We start from the raw sequence: 17,603 nt of genomic DNA, 5'->3' as shown, positions 1-17,603 counted from the left end.
AATCTCTGTCCTGAGCCACGCCTACTTACACCCAGCACTAGATGCCGGGAGGAGGTGAATGTCGTGCTTCCTGTTCTTCTCGAACTGCTCGAGCTGGCCGTCGTGCTTGCCCCGGTGATCCTGCCGCTTCTCGGCCTCTGACGGGCCCAAGCGGTTGCCCTCGATATCTGATGGATGGTCGAAATTGTCTTTCGAAGAGATACGAAATGATGCGCAGCTCGTGCGCTTCGCGGACGGCGAATGGGAAGGTCGTCGTGAGAGCTATGACGACGGCGCGCTGTCGGTCTCACGACCCGGACGTCTCGCCCCCTTCCTGCAGTGGTCGACCATGGCGAGCGGGGTGGGGCAAGCAGTGGGCAAGTCGTTGTTCAAGACGAAGGCGTATGCGTCCGGCGGCGAGGTGGAAGAAGAGCACGGCCCCACCGATGCCGGCGGATTCCTCTCCACGACCCCGGTCGGGTCGCTCTTTCCGTTCCTGCAATGGAACAACTGGTACAGCATCTACAAGAACACGCGCGACGAGATCACCGCTGCCGGTGGTGAAGCTGCGCTCTCGGCACTCGCGGGTGCCGTGGCAGGCCCGGCCGGTGCTGCTGCCGCGGGCGCGGCCACTGCCTTGACCAGCACCGTGACATCGGTTGTCGAGACCCTCTCGACCGCATCGACGAATCTGCGACAGACCGTTCCGAGATTGGCGCAGCCGCAAATACGCACTCTCGAAGGACGATTGGGTCCGGATATCGACCGAAGCACCACCATCAATGTGATCAAGCCCGAACAGCTCGCGCCGACGTTCACTCACGACCCGTTGCGCGACCGGCTCTCGACCTATCTCGGCCACGTGCGCTGACGCCCGGCTGAATTCCAGCATCTCTTCCCACGCGGGTGACCCGTGGATTCAACGATTGGAGAAATTCGTGCCAACATCCGATAGCGCCAGCGCGCTCGCGACGGAAATCATCACCGAACTTCAGGTCCTGGTGACCCGGCTGGCCACCTTGCGGGCCGAGGTCAACGTGCTGTCCAACTTGGCTCAGGGTGTCGCGATGAAGGTGGCCAACGCCCTTCCCGCACCGGAGGCCCCCGCCGGCACCCTCGCCGCCGAGGTGGCCGTCGGACCCGCGCCGGAAGAGGCGTCGTGACCTATCCCGTAGTGGGCGAGTTTCCCGACTTCGAGCAGTTCATGGTCGATCTGTTCACGCCGATCGCGGGCACTGTCACCACATTGCCGGCGACTTCGGCGGACCTGCAATCCCAGCTGCCGTTGATCTGGGTGCGAACCACAGGTGGAACGCTCGACATCAATGCCATCACCTACAAGGCGAAGGTCAGTGTCGTCGCCTTCGGAACCACTCGGCTGGAGGCGCAACAGCTTTCGGCGCAAGTTCGTACCGCCCTTCTGAACGCTCCGGCCAGCCGGGTCAACGGTGTTCTCGTCGATTACACCGAGGAGATCGTGGCCGAGGAACCGAAATTCCATCCGCCGATCCTGCGGCGCAGCCGCGGCCTGTCGGAGGTTCCCGATCTCGACCCGCTCAACCAGATGGTCGAGATCGCCTTCTCGATCGAAGCCCGCCGCCAGTAGGGGCCGAACATGCCCTGGGCGGGGCTATTCATCCGACACCATCCGGTGCCGGTTTCTTGATAATCGCGCCCGCACGTGCGGGCGCTCGAATGGAGACAGATGCCTGCCACCAACCTCACCGCGCTGAAGAACGCACAGCGTTCGCTGCTGCTCAAGCCGCTCGACGCCGCCGTCTTCATCGCGCCGCACTACACCCCGGCTCCTGCGGCCCTGACCGATGCCACCGGTGCGCTGCAGACCCTTCCGGCCGCATACCAGCCGGTTGGCCTGATCGACAAGAAGACCGGTGTGGCCTTCGCTCGCGGCATCACCGCCGCGCCGATCGAGTCCTACGGCGAGCTGCAGCCGGTGCGTAACGATGTCACCAGTGACATCACCACGATCGAGTTCCAGCCGCAGCAGACCACTGCGCTGACCCTGAATCTGGCCACCAGCACCAATGTCGCCGCGATCAAGGCCGATGCCGAGTCCGGTGAGGTCTTCTTCGCGCAGCCTGCCTCCGAGGAGATCACGTACTACTCGGCGATCATCATCGGCAAGGACGGCAACGACGCCGATCCGATCTACGTCTACAAGGTGCTGCCCAAGGTGGCGGTCAGCAAGTACGGCGGCGAGCAGTGGAACCCGACCGAGGTGCTCGCCCAGAAGCTGACCATGGTCGCCTTCAAGGACGACACCGCCGGTTACGCCATCGCGCACGGCTTCGGTGGCTCGGGCTGGAAGAAGATCCTGGCTCAGACCGGTATCCCCAACGCCTCGTAAGAGGCCTGCGCCGTCCATCCACGGACGGTATATGGACTCCCGAATCCTCGATTCGGGGCGTGGGGCGTGTCATGTTTCTCCGGTCATGGCACGCCCCACACAACTTCCTTATCCAACTTTGCCGGAGAAGAAAGCGGGTCCCTGTGTCCGCCATCCCCACCGAGTACCCCGTCACCATGACCGACGGTGTCGACGACTACATCGTTTCCAACGCCACCGAATACGTCAACGCCGTGTTCAAGCGCGGCCACTCCGAGAAGACCGGCGCCGTTCAGACCGCGCGCCGCGCCTCGAAGTCCAAGTAACACAGCGAAACCCGGAGAAATCACCATGGCATCCACATCCGAAGCGGCCGGCAAAGCCGCGGTCGGCGGTCGCTTCTACGAGTTGCAGCAAGAACTCGCTCCACGCCGCCGCGCACCGTACCGACTGACCGATCACATCGCGATCGCGCCGGTCACCCGCGGCCAGGTCCTCGCCCTACGCAGGACCGCCAGCGATGACGAGCAGATGGCTGTCGTACTGGGTGACCAGTACGAAGCTGTCGAGGCGTTGTTCGCGGATCGTCCGCTCGACGAGTGGTACGCCTTCCAGAAGGACCTCTACGCCCACCTCTTCGGCCAGGGCTCCGCGGAGCTGCCGGGGGGATCGCAGGGCTCGTAGAGTTCTGGGAACGTTTCGGTGCCGCGCTCGACTACGACTTGCTCGAGCGCGGCATCGACGTCCGGGACTGCTTCGGGCCCTCCTCGATCCGCGACCGCGATTGGCGAACCATCTGGTCGTTGAAAGATCGGCTGCCGCACGGCTCGCAGTACCGTTCCGCGCTGGCGATGGACGCCGAGCTCGCCGAACAGATGCTGGCCGCCGAGCAAGCCGAAATAGCACTCGACTTGTACGAAGAGAAGAGCGAACCGGCGGGCCCCACGCCGGAGGGTTACACCATCGACAGCTATCTGCTGCTGTCGATCATCGACGCGCTACAAGGTGTGCAAGCCGCCGTGATCGCCGCGGCCGGAGGTGATCCACCGCGGGTGACACCGATGCCACGCCCGGTGACGGCGGTCGACATCGCCCGTGACACCAAACGAGATGAGTCGATGCAGAACCTCATCGACGAGTTCACCGCATCCGCCTGGGAGGACGAATGATCTACTCGGCAACTCTGCCTGCTCAAACCGCTGGCGCAGCCGACATCACTGCGCTGATCGGCGTGTATTCCCCTGCCTTCTACAGTGGCGATACGGTCACCGACGTCCAGCTCGTCGCACCCCCGTCCTATCCCACGGTCATCGGCGCCCTGGCCGACAATGCCACGATCGCTGTCCGGCAACTCCGCAACGGCGTCGTGCTGGAAACGTTCGCGAGTCTCGTGCTGACCTCGGGGATCGATCTGGTGGCGGAGATACCGGTCACCATCCCGCTGACCACGGCCCCGGTACTGCGTGCCGGCGATGTACTCGATGTGCGAATGAGTCAAAACGGCTCCGGCCAAGCACTTGCCGCGGGTCTGCACCTGTCGGTCTTCGTCAGCTGATCGCCCTCGGCCCAGGAGAGCATAGGAACGGTCGAGACCGGAGTATCCGGTAGCTTGTGCACGATGAGCGTGAATTCTGTTACGAGACAGCCTATTTCGAATCTCTGGAAAGCGGCGATGTTGGTCTCGGGGACCTTGGCGCTGGCATGCTGCCTGTGGGTTTTGTGGGCGGATGCCACGGCGTTCGAAGATATCGAAACTCGGTTCTCCGCCGGCATCGCCGTGACGATACCCGCGGTGTCGTGGGTGGTATTGATCGCGATTGCTCTGCTGCGCTATAGGAACTGGCTGAAACCGAGCCTCCTTGTCCCTATCTGTGTGGTGTCCACGCTGGCGTTGACCATGTGCGATATCCCAGGGCGGGTCGGCTGGGAATTATCGCAATCGGAGATGGACAAATACACGGATGATTGCCGGACGATTTCCACTTCCACAACGGGTAGCGAATACGTTGGAAAGCGTGTTGGCGCCTACACGTTCCATCGCATAGATCGACAAGCAGGCGGTGGCTGCGATTTTCAACTACTGCGTGACTATCCAGTCGTTCGAAGTGGGTTCTTGTACAGGCCGCACGGCGAGAATCTCGATGGCATTCACGGGCATACGTACTATGCACCGCTCGGTAGCCGATGGTATTACTACAGATGGATTGGCTGAGCCGGTCCTGAACAAAATTTGAAAGGGTTGAGTCATGTCAAGCGGAGACGGCGGTAATCCTTCGAGGACGAAGTTCGATTGGTCGCAGATGGATCGGATTCGAACATTGCCCGATATGGCGATGGACCGGCCCGCTCGCCGTTTCGAGGATGTCGCTGGCGTTCCGTCGACCGTTAGGCATGATTCTGGCGATGTCGACATCCTCGCCCCGGGCGTCTTCGGTCAACAGTCACCACAAGAGCTTGTCGACCTTAAATACGACTACTACAAATCGCTCATACAGAGAAACAATGGACTGTTCGATGACGGCCCGGGTAAGAAGAATATGGTCGCGATTCGCCATCCTACGAATACCAATAAAAACGGGGGAAAGGGTGAATACGACGACTCGGCCTTTCTTCTCTGGATCGATGAGGGCGGTACGAAGCATGTAAGTCAGTATCAAGTGAATACTGACCCGAGTTCGCAGTACCTGCCTGGCTCCGACGATCCCGACGATAGAACTGTTATCGACGTCAATGGTGACGGCATCAGAGAACTCGGCCGACTCCCCGTGGGTTCATACACTTACTACCATCAGTGGTTTATGAACAAACACAACTCCGTCGGAGACGGCAATGTTTTCAAAATGCGTGAAGGTGCCTTGGCTCCCGCTCAGTACGATTCGGATCATGATGGACGATTCGATGAAGGCGCCTGGGGGCCGGGCGGTGAGTCGATGTTCTGGCATCGAGGGCGAGGTGACGTCGCCAGCGCGGGCTGCCAGACAATGCCCCCAGCGGAGTGGGAACGCTTCATCGACGACATGGACGTTTCTGTGCTCGACAAGTACGATGATGATCCGGTATCGCTGCGGTACACTCTCGTCGATGAGAGCCCGTCAAAAGGAAATGTTCCTTATGGGTATCGCGAAATGGGTCCGATCAGTGCGATCAGAGATCTCGCGGGAACTCCAGGAGATGACTTTCCGGGGTCGGGGGGATCTATGCAATCCGATGTTGCTCGCATAGTGGCGTCGACGGCTCGGTTCCTCTCCGAAGCGGTCAATAACACCTTCTCGGCCGGCGGCGATGTCCAGGGGCCGGGCTCGTCGATCGGCGACAAGATCCCAGCGTATCTGTCGGACGGCGAGTTCGTCATGAACGCCAGGTCGACATCGGTGAACCGCCCGTTCTTGCAGGCATTGAATGCCGACCCCTATTTTCTGCAGAAGATGCTGGAGCAGCGGGCGTCGTCGTCGGGCCGAGACCAGGCACACCGGCAGGGGGCTCCATCCGGCCGGTCTGCCACGGTGAACATTTCGATGTCGAGCCAGGACGACGTGGTCGCGCGATTGAAGGTTCTCGCCCAGCAGTGGGAACTGATGAACGCCAATTGATTTGGTGGTCGCTCTGCTGAAGCAGATGGCGGCGAAACGAGTGAATTCAGTGGAGACGGCCGAGGTCTGCCGCCCGCTCAACGATTCGACGACGACTCATATGCACGGCGTCGATTTCCGAAGTGCCCGCCGTAGAAGTCGATTCGTCCTTCTGCCCGGCGTGGCCGCGCAAAGAATTGAGGTGAATTGGTGGCGTCTAATGCTGCGATGATCACGGTGACCGGGGTCGATGGTTCGCAATGGACCATCGCCGGCCGGGGGAGTGGTCGTGAGGGAGTGGAGTTGGCCACGTCGCCGACCGGTCTGTATGACGCACCGGTGACGACGATCTGGAACCAGTCCGCGTTCCAGTCCGGCTCGTCGTTCGGTGGCTATCGAACGAACAAGCGAGATCTTGTGTTCGCGGTCAACGTCTTTCAGGCTGCCGGCCGCTCATGGGAAGCCGTGGACTCGGCGTGGCGGAAGGCGTGGGCCTACGACCGGGACGCGACCTTGACCATCACGACCGATTTCGGCACGCGATCGCTGAAGCTGCGCATGTCCGAACAGCCGGACTTCAAACCGGACAAGGACCCCCATCTCAAGTCCATGGGCAAGGTCGTCATGACGTGCACCGCGGGCAATCCCTGGTGGGTCGAGGCCGATGTGACCGGCACCTGGACCGCCACGGCGGATACCACCGGAGAGGGCCAGAGCCAGTCCGGCACCATCACCATCGCCAACCCGACCGATCAGCCGATGTGGCTCAAGTGGGTATGTTCCGCGCCGGGTCGATGGACCGTACCCGACTTCTCCTGGGGCGTCGACGACCGCGACGCAGATCGCGTGATCACGCTGCCGTACACCACAGCCGGTAAGGACCTGACGGTCGACACCGACCCGATGGAAGAGATGATCGTCGCCAAGGACGGCTCCCAGATCTGGGCGCTGATGAACGGCGTCAGCTTTCTGTATCCGGTTCCGCCGTACACCCCGGCCACCTCGGTGCCGGTGTCGGTCAGTGGTGCGCCTTCGGGCGCGTCGGTGCTGGTTGTGCAGCCGCGCAACTGGTCACGTCCGTGGGGCCTGCAGTGACGGCCGCCATCGACCTGCCCGCGATCTACAGCGATGCGCAGGCTGCCAAGCGGATTCGAAAGGAGCAACGGTTCGCCAGGCCGCTGATCCGGCTGTGGGATGGTGACTGGAACCTGCGTGGCGTGTGCGGTGCTGAGATCAGCGCCGACTTCCGGTGGATTCTCAACCAGTCCGGTACCGGCCTGCTGGTGCTGCCCTACGACTACTACCTCGCGAAATGGGCCGTCGACATCAACGGCCGCGCGAAGAAGAATGTCCACATCACCGTAGACAAGGACGGTGCGCGGTGGGATGGGCGACTGGAGAAGGCGGTCATCAAGACCGACGCACACGGTGTGGTCACCGTCGAGTTGCTGTTCATGCACTCCTACCAGGACCTCAAGCACATCTACTGCTGGTCGAATCCGTTCCTGCCCGAGTACGTGCAGTTCCCGCGGCAGTTCCTGCTGGCCGGTCCCAGCGTGTGGGTCCTCAAGACTGCGCTGCACCTGAACCTGCTGCGGCTCGAGGGCGGCCTGTGGACACTGCCGGATGATCCGATGGATCCCGAGGGGTGGGGCAGTTTCGACCAGTCCACCTGGAGTGTCGTCGTGAAACCGACTGCGTTCCAGAGCGACACCTCCCTGTGGACCATCTTCGGTTCCCGCTTTCAGAATTTCCACGAAGCCGCATCGGGGACGCTCGAGACCGCGCAACTGGCGGTTGTCACCCGCCGGTGGCTCCAGGGTGATCCAGAGCCGTGGCCCGGCGCGCAGCTTCGGCACGGTTGCCTGGTGGTCGACATCGTCGACAAGTCCGGATTCTGGACCGGCACCAGCACCGGCGGCAACATGTGGGACGGACTCGAGCGCACCATGCAGGTGTTCGACAACACGTTCCTCGACTACAGCCCCGATGTGCTACCGGACCAGAACGCACCCGAGCTGTACCGGAACCCGGGATGGATGGGCACACTCCCGTCCAATCCCTGGGTGGTCTACCGGCAGAACGAGAACACCGGCATCCAGACCTCACAGTTCGTGGTCAACCCGGCCTCGGCGGTGCAGGTGCTCACCGGTGGGCATTCGATGCCCGGTGTGAACGAGGCGATCTCCTCGGCGATCCAGGTCGTCGGATTCCTGGTCGCGGGCGCGCTGAGCGAGATTCCCCTCGGTGGTTCGATCGCCGGCGGTGCGGTGAACGCCGCTACCGCGGTGGCGAACACGATCGCCACGGCGTTGCTGTCGGACACCCTGCTGGCTTGGCAACGCCACCGATCGCCTCGCCGCGCTCTCGATGCCGGCTGGTCGCACTACCAGGAGCACTTCGAGAACAGCGCCGACCGTGCCTACACCCTCGGTTCCCTGCTCACCCTGGGCGAGGGCATGTGGAAGACCCGCCAGCACTTCACCCACAAGTTCACCGTCGCCAACGGTGAGCCGTATCTGATCGGTGACCAGGGGCAGGGGCACTTCTTCCTCGGTGACCGTGTCGGTTCCACCGTCAAGGGCATGCCGGAGGGGGCGATCTATGTCGACCAGGTCACCGAGCTCGAACTGGCCTGGTCACGCACGGCCAGCCCGGCTTGGCAGGTCACCGTCGGCTCCGATCGCGACCACGACATGCCTTTCGCCAAATCCATGCGCGTAGTCGCCGACATCGTCGATGACATTCATGCGCTCGCCGTCCAGATGTAGATCCCTCTCGATTCGCCGGAGTAGCTCCTATGTCCATTCCCTCGCTAGAACAGTGCAACCCTGACGACCCGCACGAAGCATTCGTGTGGGCGCTGGTCGGACTTCCCGGCCCGCAGAACTCGCCGCTGCTCGTCCACCCCGACGTTCTGCGTCAATGGTCGAAACACCTGTGGGACCTGGGATTTCGTCACGACCCCGAAGAGCAGAACAAGGAATACCATCCGCCGGCGCGCGGTGTCACCCACTGGCTCAACGGTGCGGGCCAGTGGGCGCAGAAGGGTGCGCCACGACCGCCCGAGACCTCCGCGCCCGATGTCACCGAACTGACCCCGGAAGAACGTGCTCACCTGGTGGAGCAGCTGCGCGAATCCGGGGAATTGAAGCACCTGGTCGACCCTCGGGACCTCGATCTGAACCACGCGAGCATCGGCAGTAGCGCCCGGCGTTCGACCGAGGAAGAAATTCGATGACGAGCCCGGACAGGTCGGTACCTCCCGGCGCGTATACCGGCGGATCGATCCGCAATATCCAGAAGGTGACGTGGGAGTCGGCACGGGCGGCGATCCTCGCCAGCGTCACCGAGTCCTTCGCCGGCGTCGATGCCATCGGCACGAACATGAACGCCGTCAACAATCGTGCGCTCACCGCGGCGTCTCGGGCGCAAGTGGGTGCCTCGTCGGCACAGTCGACAGCGAGCTCGGCGCAGAACACCTCGGCAGCGAACGCGTCAGCCATCGCGAACCTGCAGGCCAAGCAGACCCAGGACCAGGTCGGAGGTGCTTCGGCGACCGACAACTTCGAAACCTGGGACGTGACCAAATGGACCGTTGCCACCTGGGTGGCGAGCCAAGGATCGGTCGGGGACATCGTCGTCGCCGACAATCAGGCGGGAATCGCCAAGGCCGGTAACACCGGCAGCGGCGCCGATCTCGCATTGCGGACAACCCCGCTGATGACGGACGACCAGTCGGTATCGGTGGTGTTGGGCCGCCGCAATCAGGCGGATGTATACACCGGCAGCGGACTGCTCATCCGTGCGGCTGCGGATCTGTCGACGTTTGTCATTGCCCAGGTGGGAGTCGGTCGAATCGTCCTGCAACGTGCGACGTTCAGCGGCGGCCAACTGACCACGACCACCTGGGCCGAGCTGACAGGCTTGTCGCTCGGCGTCGGCGATACCGTGACGGTAGCGGCGTCCGGCCCTACCTACGAGGTCCTGGTAAACGGTGTAGGAAAGCTCAACTACCGCGACTCCGCGGTGAGTTCGCCGGTCGGAGCCAACAACCGATCTGTCGGGTTCTTCAGCGCCTGCGATGTGGCGACCCTGTGGAACGGTTCCAAGAAGATCTCCTTCGGATTCGATCTCGATTCGTTCGCCGCGGCGGATACGACCTCGCCTCCGGTGGTCGGCACTGGCTGGTCGCTGTGCAGGCAGAACACGGCGTCAGTGCCGCACAGCGCGGGCGCTGCCCGGTTCGGCAGTGTCTTCGACACAGCCCGTCAGTCGAACAATGTCAATGTTCTCGACCTCGGCTCCGGGCGCATTCAGATCATCAGGTCCGGTTGGTACGTGATGAATGTCAGTGCTCGGTGGGTGAATCCATGCGGGACGGGCAACAACATCAACGTTTCCCTGTGGTCGGCGGCGGATCCGGACGGGCAGTGGAAGATCGTCCGCAACGGTGCCGAATCCGAGGGTTCCAAAGTCTGGCAGGCGACCGCATCGTTCGTCGTCTTCGCCGGTGCTGGAAGTGTTTGGGCACCAGGCTATTACGTCGCTGCCGCCAATGACATGCGTGGCGACGCCTCGGGCGTACAAACCTACTTCGACGGCACCCTGTGCTCCTATTCCTGAACCTTCCTCGCGACTCGTCGAGTCGTGACCGTGCGGCCGGTACGGCCGTGTTCCCCGAACCTCTCCACGTCACGCATGGGTGAGGTCGATACAGCAGAGGAAACGAATGACAACAGCACTCGATCCTGGATACCTCGGGTACCAGCCGAGAATCGAACCACTCAAGCTCACGACCGGCGCCAGCTTTGTGCAAACCATCGAGCCGTCGGGTGGAGCCGAGTTCCCCGCCGGCACCGAGGTGAGGATCGTTCTCTCCGCGCCTGGCGGTGCGGCGCTGGGCGAATGGCCCGCCGCTGTTACCGCGAACGCGGCGACCTGGAGCGTCCCCGCTGCCACCTGTGACGCCATCCCGACCAACTCGCGGTACACGATGCTCGTCACCTATCTGACGTCTCCGGTCACCACCTACGCGTGGTACGTCGGGTCCGTCATCCGCAGCTGATCACTTCCTGACCAGCCAAAACCCTTCCAGAACAAACACTCTCGAGGAGCACTCTCATGGCTATCGCTGTCACCTCCACCAAGAACGTCCTGTGTGCCGCCTACGCGAACATCGCGTCGACTGTCTACGTCTCCGTCCACACGGGCGACCCGGGCACCACCGGCACCAACGAAGCGTCGGGCGGCTCTCCGGCCTATGCCCGTGTCGCCACCACTTGGAGCGCTCCGGCCAATGGCCAGATCTCCGGCAGCCAGGTCACCGTCGACCTCCCCGCCGGCACGTACACCCACGCCGGACTGTGGAGCGCACCGACCGGCGGCACCTTCATCGACAAGGTCTCGATCGCCTCCACCACTCTCGGTGCGCAGGGCACCCTGCTCATCACCCCCACCTTCGCCATGAGCTGAATCGACACTTCGGTGTCGACAACAGCTCGCTCACAAACGAATCGGAGGTCGCTATGACGGCACCCGCGCAGGTGTTCAGGGCAAGCCTGCCGACGCCGCCCACTGCGGCTCCCCTGATGCCCGGAGCGCCCAAGGTGGTGCTCGACGCACCACGACCGCCCAGCGCGACAACAGATGGGTCCCGGATCCCGGAGGTCCCACCGTTTGTCTACGCCTCCTTCACCGGAACCTCGGTGGGTGCGGTGATGCTGACGCCGTCGGCAACCGTCCGAGCTGCCGCGGGCGCGGAAGGCGAACTGCAGGCGGTCGCTTGGCCGTTGTCGCAGTGGCTCTATCCCGTGTTCGGTGAGGACGGTACGGCGGCCGCGTCGGTTTCGGCCGGTGCGGGGAGCAGCGTCGTCGTCGCCGCGGGTTTCGGTGCCGAAAGCCGTACTACGAGCACCGGAGCGGTCTTCTCCGCAGCGGCAGGACTCGCGGCCACCGTGGTTCCGAAGTCCTCGGCCTCGGCCGGTTTCGGCAGCACCGGTGTCGCCGCGACAACGCACTACGGACCGATCCCGATGGCCGCCAGCGGCTCCGGGACGTTCACGGCGACAGTCGCTCCGCCATTCAAGCCATCGGGTATGAGCAAAGGCGGCGACCAGCCTCTGACCGGGAACTGGGCTGTCATCCGGGATTGGTACGCCGACACCGCGGCGTACCCGGGTTCGACAGTCAGTGATCACGCCCTGCTCGCGCAGGGAACAACACTGAGCGCCGAGGTGTCGGCCAGTGTCCCGTACGTGATCTACAGCGGTGCGGGTGGTCCGCGCCAGGCTGTCCGGTTGCTTGTCAACGGTGTGGTCGTCGCCACGGGTACCGAGGCGACTGGCTGGACGGGCACGATGACCGCGAAAGCCACGATGCGGATCGACGCGGGCGATCGTGTGACGCTGCAGGGCTGGTCCAGCCACGGTGCGACGGTCCGTGACGGCACCGCGACCAAGATCCGAATCCTGCGCGCACCGGCATAGCTACTGACCGCGCGCTCTTCGTCATGCCGCGCCCACCCCATTCCAGGGGTGGGCGCGGCATTTTTCATTTCTCGACTCCGCGAATTCTGGGAGACACAGTGGGTATTTGGGACAAGGTCAAAGGGCTCGGCAGCGATGCTCTCGACTACGTGACGGGCGATGACGAAGAAGAACAGGAGGAGAAGCAGGAGGCCCCGACGCCCGCGCCCGCACCTGCCGCTACGGCACCTACCACGGCGCCGACGCAGTCGAACCCGGCAAGCACCGAAACGTTGACCGGCGGCCTACTCGGCGTCTCGGCTGTACCTGAAGGTTCCGATCTGACGGGGTCGATCAGCCCTTCTTCCGAGCCGTCAATCGATTCGAGCACGCCTACGCTCGAAATGGTCTATCCGGTGGACTTGCCGTCGTCGACAGGAAATCCTTCGGGAATCGGCGACAGTGTGGCTGCGAGTGGCATCCCGCCAGGGGGAGATATTTTCGGCCTTCCGGATACATCGGGCCGCCAGGTCGGAGATGTCTGGTACACAACGCTGCCGGACGGCCGTACGGTGCGGAATGAAATTCCAGAGGGGAACGGCCTCCTTACTGTCGACCAGACTATTACGAATCTCGATGGCAGCACGACGATCTCTCGCGTGGCGGCTGATGTCGATGGCAGCTGGCAGCGCTGGAACAACGATAGCAACGGGATGGCCTCCTGGGCTTCCAAGGATTCGCCCACTGCACAGTTGACCGGCCTCCATTTCAATCCTGGCGTCTCCACGTCGGGAGAAGCGACGAACGTATTCGGCATGTCGGCCGACTACCGTCAAACTTTGACGCCGTCGTATGACTCGAACGGAAATGTTGTCGGTTATGACGTCGGCATAGCAAATTCCGCGGGATTGTACGACAACGTCCATTTCGACAACTTGGGCAATAGGACTGAAACAACAACGGCCCGGGACGCCGCTGGAAATCTCGTATCGACGTTTACCGGGCAGATCGACTCCTACGGCTATGGCTGGCGAATCTTGGATGGCGACGAATGGAGCGTCTTTCCAGATTCTCAGGGCAACCAGCACATGTATCGAACCGAGCTGACCGAGGACGGTCTGCATGTGTTCAATATCTATCCCGACGGTCGGCGTACCGATGAGTTTCGCGGCAACAATCCTGGTGAGTGGTACCGCGATACCCGTATCGACGGCAAGCTGATCCGGACGGATGTCCACGGTGAGAACTGGGAGCTGATTGCCCGCGAGGGCGGCGGGGTCATCGCGATCCAGCAATCGACCGGTGCCAGCTTCACCTATGACCTGAGCGGCAATCTCGTAGATAAGGCAGTGGCGCCGGGCACGATCGACACGCTGGGCGCAATAGAAACAGGAGTGGACTGGATCTCGCCCGTCGGCCTGGCATTCGGCTTGACCCCGGGCACGACGAAGGGTGCCCTGAACGCCTTGGCTGGCGCCGGTATCGGTGCACTGAGTCTGGCGGGTGCGTTCGAGAAGCCGGAAGAAGGATCCGGCGACCTCGATTGGGGGCATACGCTCAACCTCCCGAACCGTGAAACCGCATTGACCGGCTTGGCTGACCTCGTTCTGCAGACCGGCCGGGATGGTAAGGCGGCGCTCCTCGCCCCGGCTGGCGACGATTCTTCATACCTGCGGTTTCTCAATGGCGTGTCACAGCTGACCATCGGCACAGATTGGTCCAATTTCGCTGATCATCCCGACGAAACGTTGGGCTCGGCCGCAGTTGGGGCCGGCTTGTTGGTCGTTCCAGGTATCCCGAAGATCGGGAAAGGTATCCGTATCCCCGGAGACCTCGGCGAAGCCGGAATACGCGGGGCAGTACCGGACCAGTCCTGGCCGGCCCTGCCGGAACGACTCGGAAGTATCCCCGACGACGGCGTCCTCGCGGGTGTGGGTTCCCCGAAGCCAGGAATGGCCGATCGGGCCTGGGGGGCTGCGCAAGAAGCTGTCGAGGCGCTACGGCAACGGTGGGCAGTACCGGAAGAGCCCTGGCTCGGAACAGGATTCGGCCCTGGAACACCGCACCGGAACCAACCGATGGACGGCGGTGGAAGCCGTGCCGGTGGTACCCGACCCCCACGATCCGGCAGCCGCGGAGATGCCTCGCGTACAAGTACACCTGAGCCCGAAAACTTTTGGGATCTGGTGCGACCGGCAGGAAATGGATCCTATCAATGGAAAAAGTCCGGATGGTACGACGGAAATTGGCATCACGGTGGATCATTTGCGGATTTGCCAAAGCAGGATCTGCATTACAACGCCAAAGTTGTTGACAAGAGGGATGGAGTAGCCAGCCTCGCGGAGACGGACCCGTTCGTCCAAGCTCGCAAGGTCGCGAGCGATGAACTCAGTTCATACCGTAAAGAAATGGAGGCCAGAATTGCGGCCGCTGAACTTGAAACAGACATCGCTTCGATAACCGGCGGAGATCGATTGGGTGTGTTCGAGGATCTTGCTAAAAACAATCCATCGAAACAAGCTGAAATCGGCGAGTTGCAAGCCTCTGTCCAAGGCTACTTTGACAGAGAGAACGCGCTTGTCAGGGCAAGCGAAGACATGGGTGAAGCAGGTGCTATTGCAGAAGTGTTCGCAGATGCGGAGATGGAATGGGCCCTGATTTCGAATGAACGTGGTCAGGGCGTATTAGACCTGATCTTCGTCAGTAAGAAGACCGGAGAAATACTTGTCGTCGACGCCAAGGGTGGCGGCAAGCCGAACTTGGGTAAGGGGGCGTGGATAAAGTCTGATGAGTTCCCTGGGGAAATGGTGAGGGGTAGAGAGGGGACAACTCCATATCTCGTTGATCGGCTTCGGAGTCAGCCCGGTCTCGGCGACAAGCTGAAACAACTCGATCTGGAGAACGGGTGGAACCTACAGCAGATACTTGGTCCGAACCCTGACCTATCCAAGGTCCGTTACCAGGCGATTCAAACCGATCCGACCGGAAAAATATACACCTGGGAGTTCGAGGAGAGCATTGGGCCGAAACACCCAGACTATGTGGCACCTCCTGGCTATACCCCAAAATCAAGGAAGCATTCGCCTGTTATCGGAGCGGGCTTAAGCGATGACCTAGCCAGGTCGCTAATGGATAGCGCCGGAAGAGCCTCTTATGGAGTGGCGATTCTCTCGATTGGTGTGCCGCCGTTCGCCGACCTTGGTGCGCATCACAGCTCGGATCGTGTCGACCAGTCGCTCCAAATCAATATCTCACCTCCGCCTCCGCCTGCGATTTCGCAGTATGGGACGGCCAATGAGCGGCTACGTGTGTATGCTGAGATCGCCAGCCTTTAATGTCGAACTTATCAGTATCGCCGGGATGCCGGCTGCGGCTACCATCTGTATTCTAGGGAGAAGTGTGATGTCACCATCGGAGTATGATACCGTTATGCGTGTCGACCTCGATCGGCTTCGCGACGCTATACGTTTGGCCGTTGCTTTTGACTGGACGGGCTCATCCGACGACATAGAAAGTTTCTGCTGTTCGGCAAATTGGACGATTGTACATCGACATAAATACGGTGCCGATTTTTCGACCAATATGGGTATCAACAGGCCGACCGGGCGGTGTTTTGTGCAAGATTCGCGTATGCGGTACATGACATTCGGCGTGTCCGATGTTCTGGATCCCGAATCGGCGGGAAGTGGAGCCTTGTCCTTGGCGCGATTCTGGGATATGGCCGACCTCCTGTTTGATGAGTTGGGAGAGCCAGGCCGTGGCTCCCGGAATGAGCGGATATATTTTCGCTGGGACTTGCCTAATATAACAATATTTGCTATAGGCAATAGTCGTGAGAATTATATTCGTCTGGTGGACCGGGAGTTTCAGGCCGAGCAAGATTACATCGACGAAAATATCATCGCTCGACGTGACGAGATCTGATCTCACATTCGCTGTTGGACCGCTGTCTAACGTATCGCTGTATTCCGTTACACTCCGGCATGGTCGATAGTGTGATTGTCGCGTTGTAGCTTCTGATGATGCTGGCCGATGATATCGGTGTGACGCCAACGCGGCCGCGTCCGACAAGTTCTCGCCAACGAATCGGGTAGCTAAGCCTCTGAGTTTGTGGCTTCCACAAAGTATGGGAGGCTACGATCGCCCGACGGCCACAACCGAACCGACAGTGACTACGAGAAAGAGCTATTTCTCAATGCGAGCAGACATTGAACGCGCTGCCCGTGCAGCGCCTGTGGCTGCCGAGTTCGACTGGACGTGGACTGTTGGCGATCTGCGCCCGTTCTGCGACGGCGTCGGCTGGCAGCTCACCGGTCTTGGGGAAGCTTTCCCGAAAGCTATGACCAACCTAAGGGATGTCCCGTAAGTCGTTGAGCGGCAACGGGTACCGTGCCGCCGGTGGTGATATCGGCGTCTGACCCGGTGATGGTGGAGCTGTTCTCCGGGCTGCGGCCGGCCACGTTCGCTCGCCTGATCACCCGGCTGCGACGTGAGGGCGCCGACCGGCCGTTGGGGGCCGACCATGGGGGCTGTGCTTCGAGGACCGGGTGTTGCTGGTGGTCACCTACTGGCGGACCAACCTCACGATGCGCCAACTCGCGGCTGTGTTCGGGTGTCGAAGTCGGCCGCGGTCCGGGTCGTCGAGGATCTGGGACCGGCGTTTGGCGTTACGGCGCCCGGGCGCGGTTCGGCCGTGATGCGGTATTGATCGTGGACGGCACCCTGGTTCCGACCCCTGATCACCAGGTGGCCACGCAGAGTGAGAACTACCGGTACTCGACCAACCATCAAGTCGTGATCGACGCCGATACCGAACTCGTCGTCGCGCTGGGGCGGCCGTTGCCGGGCAACCGCAACGACTGCCGAGCCTGGACCGAGTCCGGAGCCGCCCACACCTGCCGCAACGCGATGGTGATCGCTGATGCCGGCTACCAGGGCACCGGTCTGATCATCCCGCACCGCTGGTCACCCGGTGTCGAGCTGTCGGAATGGAAACAGGCTCACAACAAGTCCCACCGCAAGGCCGGTGCTCGCGGCGAGCATGCTTTCGCCCGGATGAAGACCTGGAAGATCCTGCGTGACTGCCGTCTCCGCGGTGACGGGGTTGCAGTCGCGATGGCCGGGGTAGCGACCCTGGCCGACTTGCCCACGCTCGCTGATTCCTGGCCGGTGGACCGGTCGCCGTCACCGCGTCGGACTTTCGGGACAACCCTTAGAGCTCCAATCAGGTTCGGTTGCTGT

Annotated in this window: 19 protein-coding genes and 1 pseudogene; all 20 read left to right on the top strand. The window is 61.9% G+C overall.

What is annotated here, in order from left to right:
• The first annotated feature begins 184 nt into the window (after nt 1-184).
• Complete coding sequence (locus QC180_RS29935) at nt 185-850, top strand: hypothetical protein (protein WP_278266223.1); 666 nt, start codon at nt 185-187, stop codon at nt 848-850.
• A 55-nt stretch (nt 851-905) separates the two neighbouring features.
• Nucleotides 906-1,142, top strand: a complete 237-nt coding sequence (locus QC180_RS29930; RefSeq protein ID WP_278266222.1) for a hypothetical protein — start codon at nt 906-908, stop codon at nt 1,140-1,142.
• Nucleotides 1,143-1,183: 41 nt separating this feature from the next.
• Complete coding sequence (locus QC180_RS29925) at nt 1,184-1,585, top strand: phage tail termination protein (RefSeq protein ID WP_474646561.1); 402 nt, start codon at nt 1,184-1,186, stop codon at nt 1,583-1,585.
• A 99-nt stretch (nt 1,586-1,684) separates the two neighbouring features.
• Nucleotides 1,685-2,347 carry a phage tail tube protein gene (locus QC180_RS29920; RefSeq protein WP_278266220.1) on the top strand — a complete coding sequence of 221 codons (663 nt, stop codon included), beginning with the start codon at nt 1,685-1,687 and terminating at the stop codon, nt 2,345-2,347.
• 143 nt (nt 2,348-2,490) lie between these two features.
• A complete protein-coding gene (locus tag QC180_RS29915) occupies nt 2,491-2,652 on the top strand; it encodes a hypothetical protein (RefSeq protein WP_278266219.1) in 162 nt (53 codons plus the stop codon).
• A 25-nt stretch (nt 2,653-2,677) separates the two neighbouring features.
• Nucleotides 2,678-3,010 (top strand): hypothetical protein, encoded by a 333-nt coding sequence (locus tag QC180_RS29910; RefSeq protein WP_278266218.1) that lies wholly within the window; start codon nt 2,678-2,680, stop codon nt 3,008-3,010.
• 167 nt (nt 3,011-3,177) lie between these two features.
• Nucleotides 3,178-3,495, top strand: a complete 318-nt coding sequence (locus QC180_RS29905; RefSeq protein ID WP_278266217.1) for a hypothetical protein — start codon at nt 3,178-3,180, stop codon at nt 3,493-3,495.
• Entirely contained in the window at nt 3,492-3,881 is a 390-nt protein-coding gene (locus tag QC180_RS29900; protein WP_278266216.1) for a hypothetical protein, read from the top strand. The genes QC180_RS29905 and QC180_RS29900 overlap by 4 nt, the downstream gene beginning before the upstream one ends.
• Before the next feature lie 63 nt (nt 3,882-3,944).
• Entirely contained in the window at nt 3,945-4,538 is a 594-nt protein-coding gene (locus tag QC180_RS29895; RefSeq protein WP_278266215.1) for a hypothetical protein, read from the top strand.
• A gap of 34 nt (nt 4,539-4,572) precedes the next feature.
• The gene (locus tag QC180_RS29890) at nt 4,573-5,916 is read left to right on the top strand and encodes a hypothetical protein (protein ID WP_278266214.1); all 1,344 of its coding nucleotides are present in this window, start codon (nt 4,573-4,575) and stop codon (nt 5,914-5,916) included.
• A gap of 207 nt (nt 5,917-6,123) precedes the next feature.
• Entirely contained in the window at nt 6,124-6,990 is an 867-nt protein-coding gene (locus tag QC180_RS29885; RefSeq protein ID WP_278266213.1) for a phage tail protein, read from the top strand.
• Nucleotides 6,987-8,666 carry a Gp37-like protein gene (locus QC180_RS29880; protein ID WP_278266212.1) on the top strand — a complete coding sequence of 560 codons (1,680 nt, stop codon included), beginning with the start codon at nt 6,987-6,989 and terminating at the stop codon, nt 8,664-8,666. The genes QC180_RS29885 and QC180_RS29880 overlap by 4 nt, the downstream gene beginning before the upstream one ends.
• 29 nt (nt 8,667-8,695) lie before the next feature.
• Complete coding sequence (locus QC180_RS29875) at nt 8,696-9,136, top strand: phage gene 29 protein family protein (RefSeq protein WP_278266211.1); 441 nt, start codon at nt 8,696-8,698, stop codon at nt 9,134-9,136.
• Entirely contained in the window at nt 9,133-10,521 is a 1,389-nt protein-coding gene (locus tag QC180_RS29870; RefSeq protein ID WP_278266210.1) for a DUF7257 domain-containing protein, read from the top strand. The genes QC180_RS29875 and QC180_RS29870 overlap by 4 nt, the downstream gene beginning before the upstream one ends.
• A 106-nt stretch (nt 10,522-10,627) precedes the next feature.
• Nucleotides 10,628-10,963, top strand: a complete 336-nt coding sequence (locus QC180_RS29865; RefSeq protein ID WP_278266209.1) for an LtfC-like domain-containing protein — start codon at nt 10,628-10,630, stop codon at nt 10,961-10,963.
• A gap of 56 nt (nt 10,964-11,019) precedes the next feature.
• Nucleotides 11,020-11,370, top strand: a complete 351-nt coding sequence (locus QC180_RS29860) for a phage tail fiber protein (RefSeq protein ID WP_278266208.1) — start codon at nt 11,020-11,022, stop codon at nt 11,368-11,370.
• 53 nt (nt 11,371-11,423) lie between these two features.
• Nucleotides 11,424-12,383, top strand: a complete 960-nt coding sequence (locus QC180_RS29855; RefSeq protein ID WP_278266207.1) for a hypothetical protein — start codon at nt 11,424-11,426, stop codon at nt 12,381-12,383.
• Nucleotides 12,384-12,481: 98 nt separating this feature from the next.
• Nucleotides 12,482-15,697, top strand: a complete 3,216-nt coding sequence (locus QC180_RS29850) for a hypothetical protein (RefSeq protein WP_278266206.1) — start codon at nt 12,482-12,484, stop codon at nt 15,695-15,697.
• 94 nt (nt 15,698-15,791) lie between these two features.
• Nucleotides 15,792-16,286, top strand: a complete 495-nt coding sequence (locus tag QC180_RS29845; protein WP_278266205.1) for a DUF6301 family protein — start codon at nt 15,792-15,794, stop codon at nt 16,284-16,286.
• Nucleotides 16,287-16,787: 501 nt separating this feature from the next.
• Nucleotides 16,788-17,507 (top strand): annotated as a pseudogene (locus tag QC180_RS29840) (transposase); the annotation flags it as partial.
• Nucleotides 17,508-17,603: the final 96 nt, after the last annotated feature.

The sequence above is a fragment of the Nocardia anocheti genome, from assembly GCF_029675105.1.
In the GTDB taxonomy this organism is placed as follows: domain Bacteria; phylum Actinomycetota; class Actinomycetes; order Mycobacteriales; family Mycobacteriaceae; genus Nocardia.
The sequence above is the reverse complement of the archived record's forward strand: the minus strand, read 5'-3'. Positions and strand labels throughout refer to the sequence as shown.